Here is a 22,848-nt window from a genome sequence, read left to right on the forward strand (position 1 = left end):
TGGTTCACGACACTGCGCGAGCTGGCCCCACACCTGCGCCTAGCGTCCTCCGACAAGTTGTTCGCTGAACGTCCACAGCCGTTGTGCCAACCCGGCATCCACCGCCCACGGCCGCACACCCAGCTGTTCTTCCGATTGCGCACTCACCGCGACCGCCACATCTGCGTTCTCACAATAAACCCCGCCCATACCCGCCAACTGCTCGCTCACCGCGCACCACACACTGGTGGCCGCGCCCTGCTCCGGGGTTTTCATGTTTCGTTCGGGGTCGATCACCGGTTGCCCGTGTTCGTCTACATAGCCGCAAGCCTGCAAGACCTCAGCCTTCATATGCCGCACCAGATCGGTAATGATCCCGCCGGGATGCACCGCAAACGCCCTGACCCCACTGGCCGCGCCGAGTGAATCCAGATGCACGGCGAACAGCGCATTGGCACTCTTGGACTGACCGTAGGCCTTCCATGGATCGTATGCCTGGCGCTCGAAATTCCAGTCGTCAAAGTCGACCGCGCCGTGCACATGCCCTCGCGATGACAACGCCACCACCCGCGCGCCTTCTGCACGTTGCAGGGCCGGCCACAGGCGCTGGGTAAGCAGGAAGTGCCCGAGATGGTTGGTGGCGAACTGAGACTCGTAGCCCTGGCCATTGCGGCTCAACGGCGGTGCCATGATGCCTGCGTTGTTGATCAGCAGGTGCAGCGGGCGGCCAGTCGCCAGAAAGCGCTCGGCAAACTGCTCGATGGAATGGGCATCCATCAGCTCGAGGGATTCGAGTTGCAGCTGTGGATAAGGTTTGAGCGCTGCGCGTGCCTTGGCCGGGTCACGGGCCGGGACGATCACGTGAGCGCCGGCAGCGGCCAGGGTGCGGGCGGTGACCAGGCCAATGCCCGAGTAACCACCCGTGACGATCGCCACCTTGCCGCGCAGCTCGATGCCTCGGATCACTTCGGCGGCGGTGGTCGCCGCGCCGTAGCCGCTATGGATCGGGTTTTGTGCTGTGGGCATGACAGAAGCCTCCATTGGACGTGTGGTTAACACGCTACGCTTGGAAAGCCGTACTCTGAATACTCAAAAAGCCCATTTACTTGCGTAAACGTACGAATATGCACAGCGACCCGTTTTCCGACATTCTCACCCTCGTAAACGCCCGATCGGTGATGACCGGTGGTTTCAGTGCAGGCGGCGCCTGGGCCCTGCGTTTTCCGGCGCCGGACAAGATCAAGTTTTTCGGGCTGGTTAAGGGGCAGTGCTGGCTATGGCTGGATGGCGAGCCGGCGCCGGTGTTGATCGAGGCGGGTGATGTGTTCCTGCTGTGTTCGCAACGCGCGTTCGTGCTGGCGGCAGATGTGTCGGTAGCGCCGTTGGACGCGCGGCAGTTGTTCGCGAACGCAGGCCGCTTCCCGCAAATCGGTGACGGCCAGGGTTGTGTGCAAATTGGCGGCTACGTGCAACTGGATCCGGAAAGTGGCGGCCTGCTGGCCAACGCACTGCCGCCTCTGATCCACGTGCGGGCCACGGCGCCGCAAGCGCCAATCGTGCAATGGCTGCTTGGCCAGTTGGCGCATGAGGGGCACGCCAATTTGCTGGGAGCGAGCCTGGCATCGGCGCAACTGGCGCAGTTGATGTTTATCCAGATCCTGCGGGCCTATGTCGAGACGTCGGGTGTATTAGCCGAAGGCTGGCTGCGCACGGTCAGCGACAAGCGCCTGGCACCCGCGCTGCGCTTGATGCACAACGAGCCTGGGAGTGCCTGGTCGCTGGACACCTTGGCGGCGGCAACCGCAATGTCGCGCACCACCTTTTCGCAGTACTTCAAGAGCGTCGCCGGGGTGCCACCGCTGGCGTACTTGACCGAGTGGCGCATGCGCCTTGCGCAACGGGCGTTGCGCGAAGGCAATCTGCCGGTTGGCGCGTTGGCGCAGTCGTTGGGGTACGGGTCTGAAAGTGCGTTCAGTAACGCCTTCAAGCGGGTGACAGGAAAGGCGCCGAGGCACTATCGGGATGCGTCCCGTCAATCAACCTGAATTACTGCGCCTGGAACGTCGCCAGGTACGCCAGCAAGTTGTCGATCTTTTCCTGGTCGCTGATCCCCCAGAAAATCATCCGGGTGCCGCTCACGACTTTTTTTGGCGCCTCGATATAGGCGGCCAGTTTGTCCCGGGTCCAGATCACGCCTGAATTCTTCATCGCATCCGAGTACTGGTAATCCGTGGTGGTGCCCGCCGGGCGGCCAATGATGCCGTTGAGCTGTGGCCCGAAACCGCCCCGGGCGTTTTCGCCGACACTGTGGCAACCGCCACAGGTTTTGCTGAACAACTTCCCCCCGGCTTCGGCATCGCCTTGCGCCGTGGCCTGGAGGCTGAAGACCCCACAGACGAAGGCAATGGTCAGTAAAGCGGCGTATTTCATGAATGGCTCCCCACAGGTCGTTCTCCCAACTGTCGCAGCAGATAGCCGTCCGGGTCTTGCACGATGTCGAACCCCAACTGGGTGACCCACAGGTCGAGGCTGCTCGTGAGGGCGGTCACGATGAGGTCGGGGATGAGCGGGTTACGGATAGACATGAGAATCCTTGGTTTGCCTTCTTGGCACGCTGCGACATGACACAGCGATTGCCCGGTGGCGCAACGCCAATACTACCAAATGACCACCCATCGCATAAAAAACATCCAATCGAACCTAATCAACCGCCCCCCACTCAACCCTACTTAACCCGGATGGTGGAGTAAGGATCATGGCTCAGCCATCGATATTGGTACTGGAAGACGACGAAATCATTCGTGCGTTGATGATTGATGTACTGGAAGATTTCGGTGCGCGGGTGACGTCGTTTCCCTCCGCCGACGAAGGGATGACGTTCCTTGAGCGCGCCGATGATCCGGTGGACCTGATTGTCAGCGATATCCAGATGCCTGGCCTGCTCAATGGTTACGACCTGAGCAAGGTGGTAGCCCACCGCTGGCCATTGCTGCCGGTGGTGCTGACCTCGGGCAACACCACCATCGCATCCGAATTGGGCGCCAGCGTGCGCTTTTTGCCCAAGCCATGGAGCGCCAGGGGTCTTTTGGATTGCGTGCAATCGGCTTTGGTACAGGCCCCACCCTTGCATTGATAGCGTCGCGATATCAGTTGTAGCGAACTTCGCGGCAGCTCCTGCGGTCAGTTAATACGCAACCCTATATGGCCAGCAGGCCCCCAGTTCGAGTTCACTGAATGCATTCACAGGCCCATGACGTTGGTGCGCCCCCCGTGCTTGAAGCGTTGCGCTCAGGCACCGCTTTATTGCACGTCGCCCTGGAAAAACGCCTGCCGTTTTTCTCCCCGCAACTGGATTACGACGGTTATCGACGCCTGGTCCAGGCCTATTTCGGGTTCTACAGTCCGCTGGAAGCAGCGCTGTACGAAAGCGCCCTGATCCCCGAAGGATTCGATCAGGTGCTGCGCCTGAAAACGCCCACTTTGCTGAAGGATCTCCACGCCCTGGGCTTGGATGACCCAGCCATCGCCGCCCTTCCCCGCTGCCTGTCGCTACCGCCCCTGGACACGCCCGCCGCTTGTCTGGGTGCGCTGTACGTGCTGGAAGGCGCCACCCTGGGCGGCCAGGTCCTGCGCCGTGAAATGGCCCATCGCCTGGGGCTGGATGCCGACAACGGCGGCGCGTTTCTCAATGTGTATGGCGCCGAAACCGGTCGGCGCTGGAAAGACTTTCTCGATTACCTGAGCCATGTGCCCCTCGACGCGCACGCCAAACTGCGCGCCGTGAACGCGGCCCGCTCGACATTCAGCTGCTTTGAGCAATGGCTCGACAGCCAGGAGGTATTGCTATGAACCCCGAAGATTTTGCAGAGCTGCTTGCCAACTGTGCAGACGAGCCGATCCGCTTTCCGGGAGCCATCCAGCCCCACGGTGCGCTGCTGACCCTGGCCGAGCCGGACCTGCACATCATGCAGGTCAGTGCCAACGTGGCCGAGTTGTTCAACCACTCTCCAGCATCGCTGCTGGGCCAACCGCTGCACACCTTGATCGGCACTGAACCGGCCGAAGCCGTCCAGGCCATGGTCACGCAGAACAGTTTCTTCGATGCGCCACCGCTGCATGTGACCCTCAACGGCGCCGAGTTCGAAGGCTTGCTGCACCGCCATCAGGACGTGCTGGTGCTGGAGTTCGAACCTCGGCTCAAGGATTTCCAGCCTCAGGCGCTCAATGGTCGAACCAGCAACCTGGGCAAGATGCTGCAACGCCTGCAATCGGCGAAATCCCTGCAGGCCTTGTACGAAATCAGCGTGAATGAAATCCAGGCCATGACCGGCTACGACCGCGTCTTGATTTATCGCTTCGAAGAGGAAGGCCACGGCCAGGTGATCGCCGAAGCGTCTGCACCGTCGATGGAATTGTTCAACGGCCTGTTCTTCCCCGCGTCCGACATCCCCGAACAGGCCCGCGAGCTGTACCGCACCAACTGGCTGCGGATCATCCCCAACGCCGATTATGAGGCGGTGCCGCTGGTGCCCCGGTTGCGCCCAGACACCGGCCAGCCCCTGGACCTGAGCTTCGCCACCCTGCGCAGCGTGTCGCCGATTCACTGCCAGTACATGAAGAATATGGGCGTGCTGTCGTCCATGAGCATCTCGCTGATGGCCGGCGATAAACTCTGGGGCCTGATCAGCTGCGGCAACCGCCAGCCGTTGCTGGTGCCTAATGACCTGCGCACCACCTGCCAGACCATCGGCCAGGTGCTGTCGTTGCAGATCAGCGCCATGCAAGCCCTGGACCTGAGCCGCCAGCGCGAAGAAAAGGTCGAGGCCCTGGCCTTGCTCAGTCAGGCCATGCAGGCGTCGCCCGCCAACGTCTTCGATGGCCTGGCGCAGCGTCCCGAACTGCTGATGGACCTGGCCCTGGCGGGCGGCGTGGCGATCATCGAAGACAAGCAACTGCACCGCTACGGCAACTGCCCGGAACCCGCTCAGATTCGCGCCCTGCACAAATGGCTGCAAGAGACCGGGCAGCCGGTATTTGCCAGCCATAACCTGGCCTCGATTTATCCGCCGGCGGTTGACTATCAGCAGGTCGCCAGTGGCGTGCTGGCCATGAGTTTGCCCAAGCCAGTGGACAATGGCGTGCTGTGGTTCCGCCCTGAAGTGAAGGAAAACATCAATTGGAGCGGCGACCCGAATAAACCACTGGGCCTGGAAAGCACCGACGCAGGCCTGCACCTGCGCCCACGCACCTCGTTTGAGATCTGGAAGGTGGAAATGGCCGGCATCTCCACCAAGTGGAGCCACGGCGACCGCTTCGCCGCCAACGACCTGCGCCGCTCGGCCCTGGAAAATGACCTGGCCCGCCAGGTGCTGCGCGAGCAACAGGCCGTGCGTGCGCGGGATGAACTGGTGGCGGTGGTTTCCCACGACTTGCGCAACCCGATGACCGTTATCTCGATGCTCTGCGGCATGATGCAAAAGACTTTCAGCTCCGAGGGCCCACACACCTCGCGACGGATTTCCTCGGCCATCGACACCATGCAACAAGCCGCCGGGCGCATGAATGTACTGCTGGAAGATTTGCTCGACACCTCGAAGATCGAAGCCGGGCGCTACACGGTCAAGCCGGTGGCGCTGGATGTAAGCCAGATGTTCGAAGAGGCCTATTCACTGCTGGCGCCGCTCGCGATGGAAAAGGCCATCGACCTGTCTTTCAATGCCGAGCCCGGGCTGCAAATCAACGCGGACCCGGAGCGACTGTTCCAGGTGCTGTCGAACCTGATCGGCAACGCCATCAAGTTCACACCACGCCAGGGCAATATTGGCATCAGCGCATTGAGCAACGGTGAAGATATCGTGTTTTCGGTGCGTGATTCCGGCGACGGGATTGCCCCTGAACAATTACCGCACGTGTTTGATCGCTACTGGACCCAAGCCGAAAACAACCCTACCGGCAGCGGCCTGGGGCTGTACATCACCCAAGGCATCGTGCAGGCCCATGGCGGGCGGATCGAGGCGCAGAGCGAATTGGGCCGGGGCAGCGAGTTTCGGTTTACGGTGCCCAAGCCAGCTTGAAACCGCCATTGGTTGAGACGGCGAAGCAAATGGAAACCCGATGACCCGGAACGCTGTACCGGGCCACCGCCACAGATCAGGACGTACTCAGAGGGAGCTGATGCGCAACGCAAACGTCCCGTTTAACAAGAGGTACACCCATGATCGTTGGTAACGTTTTCCATAACCAAAGCCTGATTCAACCTTATCAAGCCGTTCAGCCGGTTCAGCCGGTTCAACCCGTCGAGCCCGTCCAACCGTCCTCCCCATCCAAGGAAGAGCCGTCGGGCAAAAAACAAGGCGGTGCGTTAAGCGGCTTGGGCGGCAGCTTGCTCTGAGCGTACATGCCCTGCTAAACCGGTAACACCACCACGGCGGCCAACCCGCCACACGGGCGATTTTCGAGCGTCAGCGTCCCACCGTGTTCCAGCACGATCGCCCGTGCCGTGGAGAGCCCCAAACCGACACCGCCCGTACTTTTATTGCGGGAGCCCTCCAACCGAAAAAACGGCACGAACACCTGTTCGTGCTGCTCCTGCGGGATGCCCGGGCCACGGTCCAAAACCCGTACCGTCACTCTCCCTGCGCCCGCTTGCAGTTGAATCTTTGGCGCCAGCCCATAATGGATCGCATTGTCCATCAGGTTGGTCATCACCCGTTTCAGCCCCAGCGGCCGGCCGAAATAGACCAGCCGTGGCGGGCCGTTGAAGGTGATGTCGGTACCCTGGTCGCGGTAGTCATCGATCAGCGTCTGCAGCAGCTCGGCCAAGTCCAGTTGGGTGGCTTGTTCCAGGCGCGCATCATCGCGAAAGAACTCCAGGGCGGTGTTGATCATCGCCTGCATCTCGTCGACATCCCGGAACAGGCGATGCTGCTGGTCGGCATCCTCGATAAATTCGCCCCGCAGGCGCAGGCGGGTCAGTGGCGCACGCAGGTCATGGGAAATCGCCGCAAGCATCTGGGTGCGGTCCTGGATGAAGTGTTGCAACTGCGCCTGCATGCCGTTGAACGCTAGAATCGCCTGGCGGATTTCATGGGGCCCGAGCGGCTCGATGGGCGGCGCACGAAAGTCAGCGCCAAAACGCCGCACGCCCTGGGCGAAATGCTGCAACGGCCGGGCCAGGCGCCGAGTGGCGACCAGCGTGACCAGCGCGGTGGAAATCAGCACCATGACCAACACCACCAGGCCTCGCGGGCCTTCCGCCAGGCCCCAACTGCGCGACGGCGCGCTGAACATCAGCCAGGACTGGTCTACCAGTTGCACCACCAGCGCATAGTGCCCGCCGGGGCCTGCCCAGTCGGACGGTTCATAGGCTTCCATGTGCCGTTCCGGCCCCTTGAGCAATTGCCTGAACACTTGGTCGGAATGAAAACCCGGGTCGGCCAAGACCGGTACATCAATGCCTGCGCGGGTGGCCGACCAACTCACACTGAAACTGTCATCGCCCACCGCCTGCGTCAGTGGTACACGCTGGGCCGGCTCTGCCGCCTCAATCATCCGTACGATCACCGCGACCTTTTCCAGCAGCCCGGTTTCACCCAGCGGCGGCCGGGCCCAAACGCCCGCCAGTTGCGAGAACAGCGCGTTGAAGGCCAGCGCGGTAAGCATCGCCACCAGGATGGTCAGGGCGATCCAGCGGGCTACGGTGTCCCGGGGTTTGAAGCGGCTCATGAGCGGCTCACCGCGACGGTGAACTGGTAACCGCCGTTGCGCACCGTGCGAATCATCGCCGGGCGCTTGGTATCGAACTCCAGCTTGCGTCGCAGGCGGCTGACCTGCACGTCGATACTGCGGTCGAACGCGTCATGGCTATGGCCACGCGCCAGGTTCAGCAATTGCTCGCGGGTCAGCACGCGCTGAGGGTGTTCGACAAATACCAGCAGCAGGTCGAACTCGCCGGACGACAGCGGGATCATCACCTGGTCTGGCGAACGCAACTCCCGGCGCGTCAGGTCCAGTTGCCAGCCGGCGAAGCGAATCAGCGGCCGCGAAGTGTCACCCGGGGCGGGCCGACTTTCTCCGGCGCGACGCAGTACGGCGCGCACCCGGGCGAGCAGCTCACGGGCATCGAAGGGTTTGCTCAGGTAGTCATCAGCGCCCATTTCCAGCCCCACCACGCGGTCACTGAGTTCTCCCATGGCGGTCAGCATTATCACCGGCGTCGCGTATTGCTGGCGCAGGCGCTGGCACAGCAACAGGCCGTTGTCTCCCGGCAACATCAGGTCGAGGATGATCAGGTCGGCAGGCGCACGCTCCATGGCCACCCACAGGTCGGCCCCATTGGCGGCGGTCTCGACCGTGTAGCCGTGTTGCAGGAAAAATTTCTTCAGCAGGGCGAGGACCTCAAGGTCGTCGTCCACGATTAAAAGATGGCTCACCGGCGGGCATCACTTGGTCTTGTCGATGCGCCATCTAAAACCATTCGACGCGGCCCGTCATATATTTCAATCGTGCAATAAAGCAGAAATCTTTGTGCAAGCCACGCCTGCGAGCATCGGCCTCCTTTTCCCGGAGACTGAACCCATGCGCCCGCTGACGTACCCCCAGCACCTGGCTCGCCAGGTGGTGTTATTGCTGACAGTGTCTTACCTGACAGGCTGCGCGAGCCCTGCCAACGTGGCCAGTACCACACGCTGCGCACAGGTTTCCTATCCGGTGTATGACCCCGCCGAGCCAGTCAACCGGGGCGTCTTCGCCTTCAATCGCGCGGTGGACGACTACGCCCTTGCACCTGTAGCCCGTGGCTACCGATACCTGCCGGATTTTTTCCAGCAGGGTGTGCATAACTTCGCCAGTAACTTCAGCGAGCCCAAGGTGTTTATCAACGACCTGTTGCAGGGCAACCCACAGCGCTCGATCAACACACTGGGACGTTTTGCGGTGAACACCACCGTAGGGATCGTCGGGCTGATCGATGTCTCGGACCCGCTGGGCATCCCTCGTCACACCGCCGACTTCGGCCAGACCTTTGGCGTGTGGGGGATTGGCAACGGGCCGATCGTCGAACTGCCCTTGCTGGGCACCGGCAACAGTCGCGACGCGGCGGGCAAAGTCTTGAACTTCCTGGTGGCGCCGCTGGGCGACAGCGATACTGTGCAAACCCTGGGCACCCTCAGCCTGGTGGGCGGTACGGTCGATACGCGAGCGTCATTGCTGCCGCTGACCGACAGCCTGCAAAAGTTGCCGGACTACTACAGTGCGCTGCGTAACGTGGTGGCCGAACACCGCGCGGCCTTTGTGCTGGAGGGCAAGCAGGGAGCGACGTCGCCCCAGGCCGATAGTTGCGCAAAAGGAGCCGGCGATGATTTCTGACTCCAGCTCACTGGTACTGCAACATCGGGTTCGCAAACGCGGGGCCAACGCCCTGCTCTGCCGGGAAACCCGCCTGAGTGTGTCATCCGAACAAGGCCGCCTGGTGCTCAGCCGGTATGTCGAACAGTACAGCCCGCAGGGTGTGCGTTGGGTCGAGCGCCAGCACAGTGTGGCGCTGGGGGATGTACTGCGCTGGATGATTGCTGAAGGCGAGCCCTCTGCCACCCGGTCATGATTTGAGATGAAAGGTTTATAGCTCGGGCTCGCGAGGGCCGCGTAACTTGCCGCTTTCCCGGCTATCGCGCCTTAACAAAACACTGACATTGAATGCGCTACCTTTTCGGCCCAACCTTGCCCAGAGCCGTTGCCTTGATGCCTCACCCCGACTCACTTCCCGCTGTACTCGCCGGCCCATTGCTGCGGCGCCTGGAACCCCGGCGCCTGGTGATGTGGCTGGTAGGAAGTCGCGCCCTGGCGTTGAACCTGAGGCTGCAAATTGCCGAAGGCGAAACGCTCGATATCGAGCTGGACGCCAGCCGCTGCCAAGTGGTGCCCGTCGGACGCCAGGCGTTTATCCACCTGATCGACGTACCGCTGGCCGACGCCCTGCCCCATGACGTGAGCATCGGCTACGACTTGCTCGTAGAGAGTGCCGGCATCGCCGAGTGGGCACCGCACCTGCTCTACCCAGGCGCACCAAGCCCGAACTTCGTCCTGCACAGCCGCATCCACCAACTGGTGCACGGCTCGTGCCGCAAACCTCACCACAGCGCAGACGAAGGTTTGCTGTGTGTCGACCGGCTGCTGGCCGACTCGACCACTGTCGAAGAGCGCCCGGCGTTGTTGATGATGAGTGGCGACCAGGTCTACGCCGACGATGTCGCGGGGCCGATGCTGCGGGCCATTCATGCGCTGGTTGCCCGCCTTGGCCTGTTCGACGAGCACCTCGACGGCGCCGTCGTCGACAACAGCGCAGCGCTCTATGAGCATGCCGCCAGCTACTACCATCGCGCCGATCTGTTGCCCGCCCTGGAGAGTAACGAGACCCTGCGCGAGCGTTTCTTTGGCGGTGTGAAAAAACCGATTTTCACCAGCAGCAGCGCCGACAACCACTTGGTGACCTTCGCCGAAGTCATGGCAATGTACCTGCTCGCCTGGTCGCCCGTGCCGTGGGGCCTGATTAACCCGCGAGCGCCAAGGTTGCGCGCCGAAGAACAGGTGCGTTACGCCCATGAGCAGGTGCAGATCGACAAGTTTCGTGCAGGCCTGGACGGCGTGGCCAGGGTATTCGCCCACCTCTCCTGCCTGATGATTTTCGATGACCACGACATCACCGACGACTGGAACCTTAGCGCCCAATGGGAAGAAACCGCCTACGGCCATCCATTTTCCAAGCGCATCATCGGCAACGCACTGCTGGCTTACATGCTCTGCCAGGGTTGGGGCAATAATCCGGATGCGTTTGACACGCTGCTGGGCAAAACCCTGGCGTTGGCTACACAAACCCATGACAACTATCTGGATGCTGGCGCTTTGGATGAGCTGGTGGAGGCACTGCTGAAGTTCCAGCAATGGCACTACGTATTGCCCACAACGCCCGCGCTGGTGGTTATCGACACTCGCACCCGGCGCTGGCGCAGCGAGTTCAACCTCAAGCAACCCTCCGGCCTGCTGGACTGGGAAGCCTTGAGTGAACTGCAACAGGAACTGCTGGATCACCCCTCGGCGATCATCGTTTCACCTGCGCCTATCTTTGGCGTCAAGCTGATCGAGACGGTGCAAAAGGCCTTCAGCTGGTGCGGCTATCCGCTGCTGGTAGACGCCGAAAACTGGATGGCCCATCGCGGCGCGGCGCAGGTGATCCTCAATATCTTTCGCCACTCACGCACCCCGGGCAACTACGTGATCCTGTCGGGGGACGTGCATTACTCGTTCGTCTACGAAGTGCTGATCCGCCATCGCAACGCCGGGCCGAAGATCTGGCAGATCACCAGCAGTGGCATCAAGAACGAATTCCCCCCACGCCTGCTGGAATGGTTCGACCGCCTCAATCGCTGGCTCTACTCACCGCGCTCACCGCTGAACTGGCTAACCCGGCGCCGGCCCATGCAGGTTGTGCCGCATATTCCGGAACACGCCGAGGCGGGTGAGCGCCTGTGGAATAGCGCCGGGATTGGACAGGTGTTTTTTAACCGGCAAGGGCAGCCAGAGGCGATTTATCAGCACAATGCCAATGGGGCACCGCGCACGAAGATGGTGGCGCCGGAGTGAGTTTTCCTACCCACGCCAGACAACCTTCCGATGTGATTCCCGGAAGCTGCTGAACACGCAGTTTCTCTTGCCATTTTTCGCAATATTTCAGTCCCCACCGTTTACAGCGCAACGTGCGACGCTTTGAAAAAGCATATTGGTTCCGACTTTGATGAATTCCTTAACGAACAGGGGCTCATTGAAGAGGTTTCAGCCGCAGCATTGAAGCGTGTGATCGCCTGGCAACTGGCTGAGGCAATGAAAGCCCAGCGCATCAGCAAAAAAGCACTGGCCGAGCGCATGCACACCAGTCGCACCGCAGTGGACAGAGCGCTGGATCAGAACGATGCAGGCATGACCCTCGCCACCCTGGCAAGCGCCGCACGGGCGTTGGGACAACGGGTTGAGGTGCGCCTTGTGCCGAATCCGAACGCAACGCCGGCAATGATTTGAAGGCTGACCAGACCGCAGAACGAAACAAGCGATGCCACAACAAATAGTAGCCTTTAGCCATGCCCCAACTAGACCAAAGCCCCCCTTTCTAAGCGCCGAAGCGCCGTTGTACAGTACCGCCAGCCACGGAGTATCGGCGTCAACTTAGACTGGCCATCGGAGCCAGTCCACGCAGGGAGCGCGCAATGGACGATACATCCGGCAGCGAATCGTCGACCAACGACTTTTCCGAGCTTAACGCCGACGTGCTGCACGCCATCATGGAGTTGGTCAGCGACGGGATCTGGGACTGGAACGCCAACACCGGCTTCGTCTACCGCAACCCCGGCTGGTACGAAATGCTCGGTTACGCCCGTCACTCGCTGGAAAATAGCGTATTCACTTGGGAAAACGTGATTCATCCCGAGGACTACCCGCAGGTGATGGTGTTGTTCGACGACTACATCAACCGCCGTACCACGCACTATCAAGCCGAATACCGCTGCCTCAAAAAAGACGGCTCCTACCTGTGGATCGAAGACCGCGGCTACGTGATCGCACGTAACAAGGACGGTTCGATCGGCCGCATGGTCGGTGTCCACCGCAGCATCCAGGCGCGCAAGCACTCTCTCGAACAATTGGAACGACGCAACCAATCCCTTGAAGCCCTGGTGGCCGAGCGCACCCGCGAGCTTTCGCGGGTTAATCAACAACTGCAGTTGCAACTGGACGAGAATCGCTCCCTGGCCGAACGCGATGCCTTGACCCGCGTCGCCAATCGTTACCGCCTGGAGCGCGTGCTGCTGGAGGAGTGCGATCGCGCCCAACGCTTTCGCTCGCCGCTGTCACTGATTGCCATGGACATTGATGACTTCAAGCCTATCAACGACCAGCACGGCCACGCCGTCGGCGATGAAACCCTGGTGCGCGTGGTGGAATGCCTGGAAGCCTGCAGGCGCCCTGGCGACTTGCTGGCGCGTTGGGGCGGCGATGAGTTCATGGTGATCGCGCCAAACAGCACGCTGGAAACCGCGCGGCAACTGGCCGAGGGGATGCGCACTGCACTCAAGGACTTGCCCGCCGTGGGCCAATTCAAGGTGACGTTGAGCCTGGGCGTGGTGGAGCGACGCAACGAAGAGTCCCCCGCCTGCCTGATGGCCAGGGCAGATCAGGCGTTGTATCGCTCCAAGGCGGCGGGCAAGGACACCGTGTCTGAGTAAAGCCTTCAGCGAACCGGCGGCGCGTACTGGATGCCGCCGTTGCTCCACAGGGCGTTGAGGCCGCGCTTGATCTTCAGCACACTGCCCTGGCCGATGTTGCGCTCGAACACTTCGCTGTAGTTACCCACTTGCTTGACGATCTGCACTACCCAGTCCTTGCGCAGTTTCAGGTCCTTGCCGTAGTCACCGTCTGCGCCCAGCAGACGGGCGACATCCGGGTTTTTGGTGGACCTGGCCTGCTCTTCGACGTTCTCGGAGGTGATGCCCATCTCCTCGGCGTTGAGCATGGCGAACAGGGTCCACTTGACGATGCTGAACCACTCGTCATCCCCCTTGCGCACCAGTGGCCCCAGCGGTTCCTTGGAAATAACCTCCGACAACACCACGAATTCGTCCGGATGAGCCATCTTGATTCGCTGGGCGTACAAGCCCGACTGGTCGGTGGTCAGCACGTCGCAGCGGCCGGCTTCCAGGCCCTTGGCGCTTTCGTCGGCGGTGTCGAAGGTGATCGGTGTGTACTTCATGCCGTTGGAGCGGAAGTAGTCAGAAACATTCAGCTCGGTGGTAGTTCCGGCCTGGATGCAGATGGTCGCGCCGTTCAGGTCCTTGGCGCTCTTGACCCCAAGTTTGGTGTTCACCAGGAACCCGATGCCGTCGTAATAGGTCACGCCGGTGAACACCATGCCCATGCCGGCGTCACGGGAACTGGTCCAGGTGGTATTGCGGGAAATCAGGTCGATCTCGCCGGACTGCAGCGCTGTGAAACGCTCCTTGGCGGTCAACTGGCTGAACTTCACTTTTGACGCATCACCGAACAGTGCCGCCGCAACGGCGTGGCACACGTCCACATCGATGCCGGTCATCTTGCCGTTGGCGTCCGGCACGCCAAAGCCCGGCAACCCATCACTGACGCCACACTGGATAAAACCCTTCTTCTGGATCGCATCCAGGGTCGCCCCCGCGTGTGCGCTTGCGGCCAGCCCGAATAGTGCTGCGGCGGTGAATGCCGCCAACGTGGACTTCATGTGCTTCATGCAAGGCGCTCCCTGTCGGTCTTTATTATTCGGCGCCGTAAACCCGCGCCGGTTTATAGTGTTGCCGGTCAGTATCGACGGCTTTACTCCTTGGCCACAAACGACGTTTAGGCAAAGGCTCCTTCCGATTTGGAATGAACTCCTCATGATATCGAAACGCTTGACCCCTTCGATGACTGCCCTGCAATGCTTCGAAGCCGCCGCCCGCCACCTGAGTTTTACCCGCGCGGCCGAAGAGCTGCACCTGACCCAAAGTGCGGTGAGCAAGCAGGTGGCGCAGTTGGAAGAAATGCTCTGCCACCCGTTGTTCCAGCGGGTGCGCCAGCGTTTGTACCTGTCGCCGGCGGGCGCTTTGTACCTTGCAGAGGTGCGCAAAATCCTCAACCAGGTGGATATTTCCAGCCGCTATATCCTGACCTACGGCGGCGAAACCGAAGTGCTGCGCATCGCCACCCAGCCGACCTTCGGTGACCGCTGGCTGGTGCCCAAACTCAAGGATTTTGCCGCGCTGCACCCCACTGTCCATCTGGACGTACGTAACGAACTGGAACCGTTCGACGTGTTGCAGGCCAAGGCTGACATTGCGTTTTTCTTCGGCCAGGGATCGTGGCCGGGGGCGACCTGCATCGAGCTGTTTCGCGAAGCCGTGGTGCCGGTGTGCGCCCCCGGCTTTGTCGCCGCCGGCAGCGACGCCTCGTCCCGCCACACGTTGCTGCAATGCACCTCGCGCCCTGAAGCCTGGCACGCGTGGTTTCTGGAACAGGGCCTGCATTCGCAAAACAGCTACCACGGGCCGCGCTTCGACACGTTCTACATGTGCATTCGCGCAGCACAATCGGGGTATGGCGTAGCGCTGGTGCCGCAGTACCTGGTGGCCGAGGAATTGGCGAGCGGCAGCCTGATGATCCCTTGGGATTACACGATGCCCAGCGCCGGCGCGCATTTTATCGCGCATGCCGAACATGCCGGGGAGATCCCGAAAGTGAAGGCATTTTTGAGCTGGATGGTGGAGTACACCACAGCACATCGCGACTTTTAATAATGACCCGGCGACTTTATTTCGTTTGCGGCGCAGGGCGGCTCACGGCTTAGATAAAAGGACGCATCCTATTCTTGAGTCCCGGATCCATGAGCCGCGAAACCATCAGCCAGTCGATTTCCGTTGTCCACCCCATCAGCCTCAGCCACGGCAAGAACGCCGAAGTCTGGGACACCACGGGCAAGCGCTACATCGACTTTGTGGGCGGCATCGGCGTGCTCAATCTGGGCCATTGCCATCCGCGTGTGGTCGAGGCAATTCGCGAGCAGGCGACCAAACTCACTCACTACGCTTTCAACGCCGCACCTCACGCGCCCTACATCGAATTGATGGGCCGTCTTACCGCGTTCATCCCGGTGGACTACCCGGTCAGCGGCATGCTCACCAACAGTGGCGCGGAAGCTGCGGAAAACGCCTTGAAAATCGTGCGCGGCGCCACTGGCCGCACAGCTGTGATCGCCTTTGACGGTGCATTTCACGGGCGTACGCTGGCCACCCTGAATCTCAATGGCAAGGTCGCGCCGTACAAGCAAAAAGTCGGCGTGTTGCCGGGGCCGGTGTTCCACCTGCCCTTCCCCAGCCGCGACAACGGCGTGACCTGCAGCGAAGCGCTGAAGGCGATGGACCGCCTGTTCAGTGTGGAAATCGACGTTGACGACGTGGCTTGCTTCATCATTGAACCGGTGCAGGGCGAAGGAGGCTTCCTGGCCCTGGACGTGGAATTCGCCCAGGCGCTGCGCCGCTTCTGCGACGAGAAAAACATCCTGCTGATTGCCGATGAAATCCAGTCCGGCTTCGGCCGTACCGGCCAGCGTTTTGCCTTCTCGCGGCTGGGGATTGAGCCGGACCTGATCCTGCTGGGCAAAAGCATCGCCGGCGGTGTGCCATTGGGTGCGGTGGTGGGTCGCAAGACATTGCTCGACAACCTGCCCAAAGGCGGCCTCGGCGGCACCTACTCCGGTAACCCGATTGCCTGCGCGGCGGCCTTGGCCACCCTGGATGAAATGACTGACGAGCACCTGCAAGGTTGGGGCGCGCAGCAGGAAGAATCGATCGTCAGCCGCTACGAATCATGGCGTTCGAAAAAGCTCTGCCCATACCTCGGCCGCTTGACCGGCGTGGGCGCCATGCGCGGCATCGAACTGGCCAACGCAGACGGCAGCCCGGCGCCACAACAACTGACCCAACTGCTGGCACTGGCCCGCGAGGCTGGTTTGTTGCTGATGCCCAGCGGCAAATCGCGCCACATCATCCGCCTGCTGGCGCCGTTGACGATTGAGGCGGCGGTGCTGGAGGAAGGGTTGGACATTCTTGAGGAGTGTTTGGCGAAGCTGGCTTAAAAACCAAAAAGCCCGGCGGGGAGCCGGGCTTCGAACGGAAAGACTCAGTGAACGAGTCGGGCGACGCCAAATGCGATGGCAGACAAGGCGCCAGCTGTTCCGACAAACCATTTCAGCAGTCGGGTTTCCAACGATTGCATATCCGTTCTGAAATTGGCGATAGAGAGATCCAACCTAGAGGTTGCTTCGAGCAGGTCGATTTTGGTCTGCATCAGATCGGACTTGGTGGCCATGTGCTCCTGCATGCCATCCAGCTTCGTCTCAACGCGCTCCAATCTCGCCTCAACTTGTGAAATACGCTTTTCCAAATCGTTTTCTCCTCCGTTGCCGCCACCGCCTGCGCCGCCTTTGCGGTCGTAGCCTGATGACGAACCTTGACGGTACTCCTGGCGAAGATAGCTCACATTATCCTTGAGGTCATTCGCCATTTCAGGCCTCCTTCTTTTGGGTCAAAGCATTCAGTCCATCAGCTACACCTTCCATGCAGTCGATAAACTCATTCAGCTTCACCCATGCTTCATCTGCCGCCTGTTTTACATCCACGTCTTCACTATGTTTGAGCGCGCCGGACAAGCAAATGATGCCGGAGCCGAGCCTCGCAATTGCACTGTGATACTGACCAAGAATAATGACTAGTTCCCCGGCTGTTACGGCCTTTGCCTCACCCACGTTGTCGTCGCCTTCCATGTCGACCCCCCATCCGTTTTGGTGACGCAGATAACCACGCCCTCAAACACAAACCAACGAACAGTTTGCTACCAAATCCGACGATCCAGCCCACTATTACCAAATCCGAAAGAATCCATCTTCCGTTTAGCCCTTTCTCTCCCCGCGCCGGGGCTTTATCCTTGTCAGCAACAAACTGAAACGTTTCACCCTTCCATCAAAACATCGACCGCCCGTGTTCACTGCCTTTGTGCGAACGCGCCAGGCCGCTGTTTGCGTTTCAAAACCATAAAATATTAAGACCCCATTTTGCCTATGCCTGCTTTCCCAAACCTGCGCCTGTGCGCTGCGCTGTTACCGTTCGGCCTGATCAACTGTGCCCAGGCCGCACCTGCCTTTGACGCTGAATCCCCATGGATGCTGGGTGATTTCGGCGGCACTCGGACAGCGCTGTCTCAACAAGGCTACGACTTCAAATTTGACTACACCGGCGAGATGGGCAGCAACCTGCACGGCGGTTCAGACCACGACCGCACGGCGCGCTACAGCGATCAATTCGGCCTGGGCACCCACCTGGACCTGCAGAAGATTCTCGGCTGGCACGACGCCGAGTTCCAGTTGACGGTGACCGAGCGCAGCGGCAATAACATCACCAATGACCGGGTCAACGACCCGCGTGTGGGCGGGTTTACCTCGTCCCAGGAAGTGTGGGGCCGTGGCCAGACCTGGCGCCTGACGCAGATGTGGTACCAGCAAAAATTCTTCGACCAGAAGCTCGACATCAAGGCCGGGCGCTTCGGCGAAGGCGAAGACTTCAACAGCTTCCCTTGCGACTTCCAGAACCTGGCCTTCTGCGGCTCTCAGGTCGGCAATTGGGTCGGCAGCATCTGGTACAACTGGCCGGTGAGCCAGTGGGCGTTGCGGGTCAAATATCACCTGACGCCCGAGTTGTACGCCCAAATCGGCGCCTATGAACAGAACCCGTCCAACCTGGACCGCGGCAATGGCTTCAAGCTCAGCGGCAGCGGCACCCAAGGCGCCCTGCTCCCGGTTGAGCTGGTGTGGACGCCCACGCTGAACGGCCTGCCCGGTGAATACCGCGCCGGTTACTACTACAGCAGCGCTACGGCCCGCGATGTCTATAAAGACCGCAACGACCAGCCGGCGGCCCTCAGCGGCGAAGCCTACCGCAGCGCCTCCAGCAAACACGGGGTGTGGCTGGGTGTGCAGCAACAAGTCACCAGCCTGGCCAGCGACCATTCGCGCGGTTTGAGCGTGTTCGCCAACGGCACGATGCACGACAAGAAAACCAACGCTGTGGATAACTACGTGCAGGCCGGCGTGGTCTACAAAGGCCCGTTCGACGCCCGCGCCAAGGACGATATCGGCTTTGCCGTGGCCCGGGTGCACGTCAACCCGGCCTACCGCAAAAACGCCGAGGCAAGCAACCAGGCCCGCGCCGTCTTCGATTTCGATGACCCGGCCTACCTGCCGATTCAGCACACCGAATACAGCGCCGAACTCTATTACGGCATTCACGTCACGAACTGGCTGACGGTGCGTCCGAACCTGCAATACATCCGCCATCCCGGGGCCGTGGCCCAGGTGGATGACGCGCTGATTGGCGGAATCAAGCTGCAAAGTTCCTTCTGATTTCTGAATAAACCTAATTTTCCCTGAACCATGCCTGCGCCGGAACGTCATCTACAGTGAACTGTGCGCAACCAATTCAAAACGTAACGGAGAACCACACTATGAGCACTGATGGTGCTTCAAGTCCAAGTCGCCTGCTGCCCAGGCTACTGGGGATCTTGCTGCTGATAATGGGCCTGGCCTTGTTGGCCGGGGGGATCAAGTTGAGCATGCTCGGCGGGTCGCTGTATTACCTGCTGGCCGGTCTCGGCATCACCGTCACAGGCCTGTTGCTGCTGGCGACACGCCGCGCGGCGCTGGGCTTGTACGCGCTGGTGCTGTTTGCCAGCACCGTCTGGGCGCTGTGGGAAGTCGGCCTGGACTGGTGGCAATTGGTGCCGCGCCTGGCCCTGCTGTTCGCCCTCGGCATCGTCATGTTGCTCCCGTGGTTCCGCCGTCCGTTGCTGCGTGGCCAGGCCTCGCCACTGGGCACTGGCGCCCTGAGCGTCGCCGTAGTACTGGCTGGCGCCGCTGCCTTGGCCAGCCAATTCACCGACCCGGGTGCCTTGGTCAAGAAAGGCCAACTGGACCGCGACGCGGTACCAGGCATGGCCAGCGCCGCGCCGGCCCAGGCCGATGGTGACTGGAACTCCTATGGCCGTTCGGCCTTCGGTGATCGCTACTCGCCGCTGGCGCAGATCACCCCGGAAAACGCCCACAAGCTGGTGCCGGCCTGGACGTATCGCACCGGCGACATCCCTGGCCCAGGCGATCCCGGTGAAACCACCGCGGAAAACACCCCGCTGAAAGTCAACGGCATGCTCTACGTGTGCACCCCGCACAGCCAGGTGATTGCCCTGGACCCGGACACCGGCAAGGAAATCTGGCGTTTCGACCCGAAGATCAGCAGCGAAGGCGCTGCCAACTTCAAGGGTTGGGCGCACATGACCTGCCGTGGCGTGTCGTATCACGATGACGCCGTGTATGCCTCCGAGCAGAGCCCAACCGGCAGCGCCAGCCCGGCCGCCGCGCCGAATGCCTGCCCGAAACGCATCTTCGTACCGACTGCTGACACCCGTCTGATCGCCCTGAACGCCGACACCGGCAAGATGTGCGAAGACTTCGGTGACAAAGGCCAGATCGACCTGCGTGCCAATATCGGCACCTTCGCCCCGGGCGGTTACTACTCCACCTCGCCACCGGCCGTTACCAAGAACCTGGTAGTGATCGGCGGTCACGTGACCGACAACGTCTCCACCGACGAGCCGAGCGGCGTGATCCGCGCGTTCGACGTGCACACCGGCAAGCTGGTGTGGAACTGGGACAGCGGCAACCCGGACGACACCACCCCGTTGGCTGAGGGCAAGACCTACACCCGCAACTCGCCGAACATGTGGTCCATGTTCAGCGTCGACGAAAAACTCGGCATGCTCTACCTGCCGATGGGTAACCAGATGCCCGACCAGTACGGCGGCGACCGTACCCCGGACTCCGAGAAGTACAGCGCCGGCCTGACTGCCCTGGACATCGACAGCGGCCACGTGAAGTGGACCTTCCAGTTCACTCACCATGACCTCTGGGACATGGACGTGGGCGGCCAGCCTTCGCTGATCGACATCAAGACCGCTGACGGCGTCAAGCAAGCGGTAATGGCATCGACCAAGCAAGGCAGCATCTACACGCTGGACCGTACCAACGGCCAGCCAGTGGTGCCGATCAACGAAATCCCTGTACCGCAAGGCGCAGTGGCCGGCGATCACACCGCACCGACCCAACCGAAATCGGACCTGAACTTCATGCCACCGCCCCTCAAGGAGCGTGACATGTGGGGCGTGACGCCGTTCGACCAGATGCTGTGCCGGATTGATTTCAAATCCATGCGCTACGACGGTCCGTTCACCCCGCCATCGCTGCAGGGCTCGATCGTTTACCCGGGTAACTTCGGCGTGTTCGACTGGGGCGGCATTTCGGTCGACCCGGTTCGCCAGATTGCTTTCGTGAACCCAAGCTACATGGCGTTCAAATCGAAACTGATCCCGGCCGCCGACATCGCCAAGCAAGGCCCAAGGGTCAGCGAAACCGAAGGCGTGCAGCCAAACAAAGGCGCGCCGTACGGTGTGATCCTCGAAGCCATGCTGTCGCCACTGGGCCTGCCGTGCCAGGCGCCGGCGTGGGGTTATGTGGCTGCGGTCGACCTGACCAACCACCAGACCATCTGGATGCACAAGAACGGCACCGTGCGTGACAGCTCGCCGGTTCCGATCCCACTGACCATGGGCGTGCCAAGCCTGGGCGGCACGTTCACCACCGCCGGTGGCGTGTCCTTCCTCAGCGGTACACTGGACCAGTACCTGCGCGCCTATGACGTGAAAAACGGCAAGCAGTTGTGGGAAGGCCGCCTGCCTGCAGGCGCGCAAACCACCCCGATGACCTACACCGGCAAGGACGGCAAGCAGTACGTGCTGGTCATGGCCGGCGGTCATGGTTCCCTGGGCACCAAACAGGGTGACTATGTGATGGCGTTCAAACTGCCGGATTAAGCAACACCGGCGGCAAGAAAAAGGCGGCTACCTTTGGGTAGCCGCCTTTTTTATTTTTCGAGGTTTTTTATTTTTCAATGACCTCACCACGCATCGGCGCCAGCCGGGCGATCAGGCGGTTCTGCGCCGGCACTGCAACGCCCTGCGCATCCATCGCCTTGATCAGGTCTTCCACCAGCGCATTGAAGTCACTGCGGCTGACATTCTGGCCCTTGTGGCTCTCGGCCATGGTGTCGCCGGTATAGGTACAAGGCCCGCCCGCTTCAGCGCAGAACTGCTCGATCAACTTGTTGCGCAGGCGCTGAATATCGATGCGCCGAAAACGCTCAACTATCCGCTCGTCCCGGGCAATGTTAAGCAACATGCCTTCCACGATCCGGGTGATTCCCGGCGTGGCACCGAGGTCGCGGTAGAGGCTGTCATCCTTGGGCGGTTGCTGTGCGCAACCCACCATCATCAGTGCGAGCATCCAGGGCAAGACGCGCATCAGAAACTCCCCTGCACAGACAGATAGGTGCCGTTCTGGTTGGCCAGCGTGGCGATTTCCCCAAGGCGCGCATAAGCCAATACAAACGACACATGCTTGTTGGGGAAGTAACCGACAAACACGTCGGCCCAATCGCTTTCACCGGCAAACGACAGGTTGTCCGGCTTCTGTCGGTATTCCACCCCCAACGCCCAGCGCGGGTTGAACAGTACCGCCACCGAACCTTCCTTCAACAGGCTGCGGCTGTCACGGCGGTCGCCGCCAAACCCGAGCAACCCGGTCTCGTTGGCCCGGCTGTAGCGCAAGCTGCCGTTGACCAGCAGGTTGTAGCCAAATGCTGCGCCCATCAACAGGCGACTGGCCGCCAGGTAGCCTTCGACATCACTATCGCGCTTGGCGCCCACCAGGCTCGGGATCTCGAAGTTGTTCTGGTGCTTGTACTCAAGCCCAACGGACACCTGGGGCAGTTGGTCATAGATCACATCCCCGAACAGCCGCACTTTCACCCCAAGCACATCCTGGCCTAGGTTGTCCTCGGGCAAATTGAGCTTATGCACCAACGAGCCGAGGTCGAAGCGCTGACGGGCAAAGGACAGCTCCACACGGTTGTCATACGCCACCGCCAGCCCGGCGACATCCAACCGGTAGTCCGGCAGGTTGACCGTGGTGGCGAACGCCGTGGCGCCCCATTCGTGCCGCTCGCCGTAACCGGCCAGTACCGCCCACGGTGTGATGCCACCACCGCCCGCACCTTCCAGGCTGCTGGCGCCGCCGGTGGCGATCAAGCGGCCGTTGTCGGCCAGGGCTGTTTGCAACGTAAGACCGGCCAGGCAACCGATCACTAAAGAAAAACGCAACGTCAT

Annotated in this window: 24 protein-coding genes; 14 read left to right on the forward strand and 10 right to left on the reverse strand. The window is 61.1% G+C overall.

All coding sequences use genetic code 11. The features are described 5' to 3' along the window. Positions 1-39 precede the first annotated feature (39 nt). On the reverse strand, positions 40-1,005 hold the full coding sequence (locus ACZRN6_RS14125) for an oxidoreductase (protein WP_464008227.1): 966 nt from the start codon (positions 1,003-1,005) through the stop codon (positions 40-42). 98 nt (positions 1,006-1,103) lie between these two features. Here ACZRN6_RS14125 and ACZRN6_RS14130 point away from each other — a divergent pair, with 98 nt between their 5' ends. Further along, positions 1,104-2,024, forward strand: coding sequence for an AraC family transcriptional regulator (locus ACZRN6_RS14130; RefSeq protein ID WP_464008228.1), 921 nt, complete (start codon positions 1,104-1,106; stop codon positions 2,022-2,024). Position 2,025: 1 nt separating this feature from the next. Here the strand turns inward: ACZRN6_RS14130 and ACZRN6_RS14135 are convergent, their stop codons facing one another. Further along, complete coding sequence (locus ACZRN6_RS14135) at positions 2,026-2,409, reverse strand: c-type cytochrome (RefSeq protein WP_322143361.1); 384 nt, start codon at positions 2,407-2,409, stop codon at positions 2,026-2,028. Continuing rightward, the gene (locus ACZRN6_RS14140; RefSeq protein WP_464008229.1) at positions 2,406-2,564 is read right to left on the reverse strand and encodes a hypothetical protein; all 159 of its coding nucleotides are present in this window, start codon (positions 2,562-2,564) and stop codon (positions 2,406-2,408) included. The genes ACZRN6_RS14135 and ACZRN6_RS14140 overlap by 4 nt, the downstream gene beginning before the upstream one ends. 170 nt (positions 2,565-2,734) lie before the next feature. Here ACZRN6_RS14140 and ACZRN6_RS14145 point away from each other — a divergent pair, with 170 nt between their 5' ends. From ACZRN6_RS14145 to ACZRN6_RS14160, 4 genes are all read left to right on the forward strand, one after another. Then, positions 2,735-3,112 carry a response regulator gene (locus tag ACZRN6_RS14145; protein ID WP_322143359.1) on the forward strand — a complete coding sequence of 126 codons (378 nt, stop codon included), beginning with the start codon at positions 2,735-2,737 and terminating at the stop codon, positions 3,110-3,112. Positions 3,113-3,213: 101 nt separating this feature from the next. After that, entirely contained in the window at positions 3,214-3,828 is a 615-nt protein-coding gene (locus tag ACZRN6_RS14150; protein ID WP_322143358.1) for a biliverdin-producing heme oxygenase, read from the forward strand. Then, positions 3,825-6,053 carry an ATP-binding protein gene (locus ACZRN6_RS14155; RefSeq protein ID WP_464008230.1) on the forward strand — a complete coding sequence of 743 codons (2,229 nt, stop codon included), beginning with the start codon at positions 3,825-3,827 and terminating at the stop codon, positions 6,051-6,053. Before ACZRN6_RS14150 ends, ACZRN6_RS14155 begins: the two co-directional genes overlap by 4 nt. A gap of 140 nt (positions 6,054-6,193) precedes the next feature. After that, a complete protein-coding gene (locus ACZRN6_RS14160) occupies positions 6,194-6,370 on the forward strand; it encodes a hypothetical protein (RefSeq protein ID WP_322143356.1) in 177 nt (58 codons plus the stop codon). Positions 6,371-6,384: 14 nt separating this feature from the next. On the opposite strand, the gene ACZRN6_RS14165 is transcribed toward ACZRN6_RS14160, so the two are convergent. Together ACZRN6_RS14165 and ACZRN6_RS14170 are read right to left on the reverse strand one after the other, a co-directional pair. Beyond that, the gene (locus ACZRN6_RS14165) at positions 6,385-7,704 is read right to left on the reverse strand and encodes an ATP-binding protein (protein ID WP_322143355.1); all 1,320 of its coding nucleotides are present in this window, start codon (positions 7,702-7,704) and stop codon (positions 6,385-6,387) included. Further along, entirely contained in the window at positions 7,701-8,411 is a 711-nt protein-coding gene (locus tag ACZRN6_RS14170; RefSeq protein ID WP_464008231.1) for a response regulator, read from the reverse strand. Before ACZRN6_RS14170 ends, ACZRN6_RS14165 begins: the two co-directional genes overlap by 4 nt. 145 nt (positions 8,412-8,556) lie before the next feature. On the opposite strand from ACZRN6_RS14170, the gene ACZRN6_RS14175 reads away from it, so the two are divergent. The 5 genes from ACZRN6_RS14175 (at position 8,557) to ACZRN6_RS14195 (ending at position 13,247) form a co-directional block, all read left to right on the forward strand. Next, a complete protein-coding gene (locus tag ACZRN6_RS14175) occupies positions 8,557-9,345 on the forward strand; it encodes an MlaA family lipoprotein (RefSeq protein WP_464008232.1) in 789 nt (262 codons plus the stop codon). Next, a complete protein-coding gene (locus ACZRN6_RS14180) occupies positions 9,335-9,580 on the forward strand; it encodes a hypothetical protein (protein ID WP_322143352.1) in 246 nt (81 codons plus the stop codon). The genes ACZRN6_RS14175 and ACZRN6_RS14180 overlap by 11 nt, the downstream gene beginning before the upstream one ends. Positions 9,581-9,717: 137 nt before the next feature. Next, positions 9,718-11,616, forward strand: coding sequence for an alkaline phosphatase D family protein (locus ACZRN6_RS14185; protein ID WP_464008233.1), 1,899 nt, complete (start codon positions 9,718-9,720; stop codon positions 11,614-11,616). A 123-nt stretch (positions 11,617-11,739) separates the two neighbouring features. After that, positions 11,740-12,048: a Fis family transcriptional regulator gene (locus ACZRN6_RS14190; RefSeq protein ID WP_322143350.1), complete on the forward strand. Its 309-nt coding sequence runs from the start codon at positions 11,740-11,742 to the stop codon at positions 12,046-12,048. A gap of 185 nt (positions 12,049-12,233) precedes the next feature. Then, positions 12,234-13,247 carry a diguanylate cyclase domain-containing protein gene (locus ACZRN6_RS14195; RefSeq protein ID WP_464008234.1) on the forward strand — a complete coding sequence of 338 codons (1,014 nt, stop codon included), beginning with the start codon at positions 12,234-12,236 and terminating at the stop codon, positions 13,245-13,247. A gap of 5 nt (positions 13,248-13,252) precedes the next feature. On the opposite strand, the gene ACZRN6_RS14200 is transcribed toward ACZRN6_RS14195, so the two are convergent. After that, a complete protein-coding gene (locus tag ACZRN6_RS14200; protein WP_322143348.1) occupies positions 13,253-14,281 on the reverse strand; it encodes an amino acid ABC transporter substrate-binding protein in 1,029 nt (342 codons plus the stop codon). A 145-nt stretch (positions 14,282-14,426) separates the two neighbouring features. Here ACZRN6_RS14200 and ACZRN6_RS14205 point away from each other — a divergent pair, with 145 nt between their 5' ends. Both ACZRN6_RS14205 and ACZRN6_RS14210 read left to right on the forward strand, forming a co-directional pair. Then, positions 14,427-15,320, forward strand: coding sequence for a LysR substrate-binding domain-containing protein (locus tag ACZRN6_RS14205; RefSeq protein ID WP_322143347.1), 894 nt, complete (start codon positions 14,427-14,429; stop codon positions 15,318-15,320). An 89-nt stretch (positions 15,321-15,409) separates the two neighbouring features. Further along, complete coding sequence (locus ACZRN6_RS14210) at positions 15,410-16,660, forward strand: 2-aminoadipate transaminase (protein ID WP_464008235.1); 1,251 nt, start codon at positions 15,410-15,412, stop codon at positions 16,658-16,660. Positions 16,661-16,704: 44 nt separating this feature from the next. On the opposite strand, the gene ACZRN6_RS14215 is transcribed toward ACZRN6_RS14210, so the two are convergent. Together ACZRN6_RS14215 and ACZRN6_RS14220 are read right to left on the reverse strand one after the other, a co-directional pair. Beyond that, the gene (locus ACZRN6_RS14215; protein ID WP_003210382.1) at positions 16,705-17,088 is read right to left on the reverse strand and encodes a DUF1640 domain-containing protein; all 384 of its coding nucleotides are present in this window, start codon (positions 17,086-17,088) and stop codon (positions 16,705-16,707) included. Between the two features lies 1 nt (position 17,089). Then, a complete protein-coding gene (locus ACZRN6_RS14220) occupies positions 17,090-17,347 on the reverse strand; it encodes a hypothetical protein (protein ID WP_322143345.1) in 258 nt (85 codons plus the stop codon). Between the two features lie 294 nt (positions 17,348-17,641). On the opposite strand from ACZRN6_RS14220, the gene ACZRN6_RS14225 reads away from it, so the two are divergent. Both ACZRN6_RS14225 and ACZRN6_RS14230 read left to right on the forward strand, forming a co-directional pair. After that, a complete protein-coding gene (locus tag ACZRN6_RS14225; protein WP_464008236.1) occupies positions 17,642-18,979 on the forward strand; it encodes a carbohydrate porin in 1,338 nt (445 codons plus the stop codon). Positions 18,980-19,080: 101 nt separating this feature from the next. Further along, positions 19,081-21,498 (forward strand): glucose/quinate/shikimate family membrane-bound PQQ-dependent dehydrogenase, encoded by a 2,418-nt coding sequence (locus tag ACZRN6_RS14230; RefSeq protein ID WP_322143343.1) that lies wholly within the window; start codon positions 19,081-19,083, stop codon positions 21,496-21,498. A gap of 67 nt (positions 21,499-21,565) precedes the next feature. On the opposite strand, the gene ACZRN6_RS14235 is transcribed toward ACZRN6_RS14230, so the two are convergent. Both ACZRN6_RS14235 and ACZRN6_RS14240 read right to left on the reverse strand, forming a co-directional pair. After that, the gene (locus ACZRN6_RS14235; protein WP_464008237.1) at positions 21,566-21,985 is read right to left on the reverse strand and encodes a group I truncated hemoglobin; all 420 of its coding nucleotides are present in this window, start codon (positions 21,983-21,985) and stop codon (positions 21,566-21,568) included. Further along, positions 21,985-22,848, reverse strand: coding sequence for a DUF3034 family protein (locus tag ACZRN6_RS14240; protein WP_464008238.1), 864 nt, complete (start codon positions 22,846-22,848; stop codon positions 21,985-21,987). The genes ACZRN6_RS14235 and ACZRN6_RS14240 overlap by 1 nt, the downstream gene beginning before the upstream one ends.

Source organism: Pseudomonas sp. A125 (genome assembly GCF_055409485.1).

Bases quoted from the DNA above. Each gene is read 5' to 3' on its own strand.
- ACZRN6_RS14200 (WP_322143348.1), bottom strand. From the start codon at position 14,281: ATGAAGCACATGAAGTCCACGTTGGCGGCATTCACCGCCGCAGCACTA.
- ACZRN6_RS14235 (WP_464008237.1), bottom strand. From the start codon at position 21,985: ATGCGCGTCTTGCCCTGGATGCTCGCACTGATGATGGTGGGTTGCGCA.
- ACZRN6_RS14240 (WP_464008238.1), bottom strand. From the start codon at position 22,848: ATGACGTTGCGTTTTTCTTTAGTGATCGGTTGCCTGGCCGGTCTTACG.
- ACZRN6_RS14180 (WP_322143352.1), top strand. From the start codon at position 9,335: ATGATTTCTGACTCCAGCTCACTGGTACTGCAACATCGGGTTCGCAAA.
- ACZRN6_RS14130 (WP_464008228.1), top strand. From the start codon at position 1,104: ATGCACAGCGACCCGTTTTCCGACATTCTCACCCTCGTAAACGCCCGA.
- ACZRN6_RS14225 (WP_464008236.1), top strand. From the start codon at position 17,642: ATGCCTGCTTTCCCAAACCTGCGCCTGTGCGCTGCGCTGTTACCGTTC.
- ACZRN6_RS14195 (WP_464008234.1), top strand. From the start codon at position 12,234: ATGGACGATACATCCGGCAGCGAATCGTCGACCAACGACTTTTCCGAG.
- ACZRN6_RS14140 (WP_464008229.1), bottom strand. From the start codon at position 2,564: ATGTCTATCCGTAACCCGCTCATCCCCGACCTCATCGTGACCGCCCTC.
- ACZRN6_RS14185 (WP_464008233.1), top strand. From the start codon at position 9,718: ATGCCTCACCCCGACTCACTTCCCGCTGTACTCGCCGGCCCATTGCTG.
- ACZRN6_RS14205 (WP_322143347.1), top strand. From the start codon at position 14,427: ATGATATCGAAACGCTTGACCCCTTCGATGACTGCCCTGCAATGCTTC.
- ACZRN6_RS14215 (WP_003210382.1), bottom strand. From the start codon at position 17,088: ATGGCGAATGACCTCAAGGATAATGTGAGCTATCTTCGCCAGGAGTAC.
- ACZRN6_RS14150 (WP_322143358.1), top strand. From the start codon at position 3,214: ATGCATTCACAGGCCCATGACGTTGGTGCGCCCCCCGTGCTTGAAGCG.
- ACZRN6_RS14165 (WP_322143355.1), bottom strand. From the start codon at position 7,704: ATGAGCCGCTTCAAACCCCGGGACACCGTAGCCCGCTGGATCGCCCTG.
- ACZRN6_RS14145 (WP_322143359.1), top strand. From the start codon at position 2,735: ATGGCTCAGCCATCGATATTGGTACTGGAAGACGACGAAATCATTCGT.
- ACZRN6_RS14230 (WP_322143343.1), top strand. From the start codon at position 19,081: ATGAGCACTGATGGTGCTTCAAGTCCAAGTCGCCTGCTGCCCAGGCTA.
- ACZRN6_RS14135 (WP_322143361.1), bottom strand. From the start codon at position 2,409: ATGAAATACGCCGCTTTACTGACCATTGCCTTCGTCTGTGGGGTCTTC.
- ACZRN6_RS14155 (WP_464008230.1), top strand. From the start codon at position 3,825: ATGAACCCCGAAGATTTTGCAGAGCTGCTTGCCAACTGTGCAGACGAG.
- ACZRN6_RS14125 (WP_464008227.1), bottom strand. From the start codon at position 1,005: ATGCCCACAGCACAAAACCCGATCCATAGCGGCTACGGCGCGGCGACC.
- ACZRN6_RS14210 (WP_464008235.1), top strand. From the start codon at position 15,410: ATGAGCCGCGAAACCATCAGCCAGTCGATTTCCGTTGTCCACCCCATC.
- ACZRN6_RS14160 (WP_322143356.1), top strand. From the start codon at position 6,194: ATGATCGTTGGTAACGTTTTCCATAACCAAAGCCTGATTCAACCTTAT.
- ACZRN6_RS14175 (WP_464008232.1), top strand. From the start codon at position 8,557: ATGCGCCCGCTGACGTACCCCCAGCACCTGGCTCGCCAGGTGGTGTTA.
- ACZRN6_RS14220 (WP_322143345.1), bottom strand. From the start codon at position 17,347: ATGGAAGGCGACGACAACGTGGGTGAGGCAAAGGCCGTAACAGCCGGG.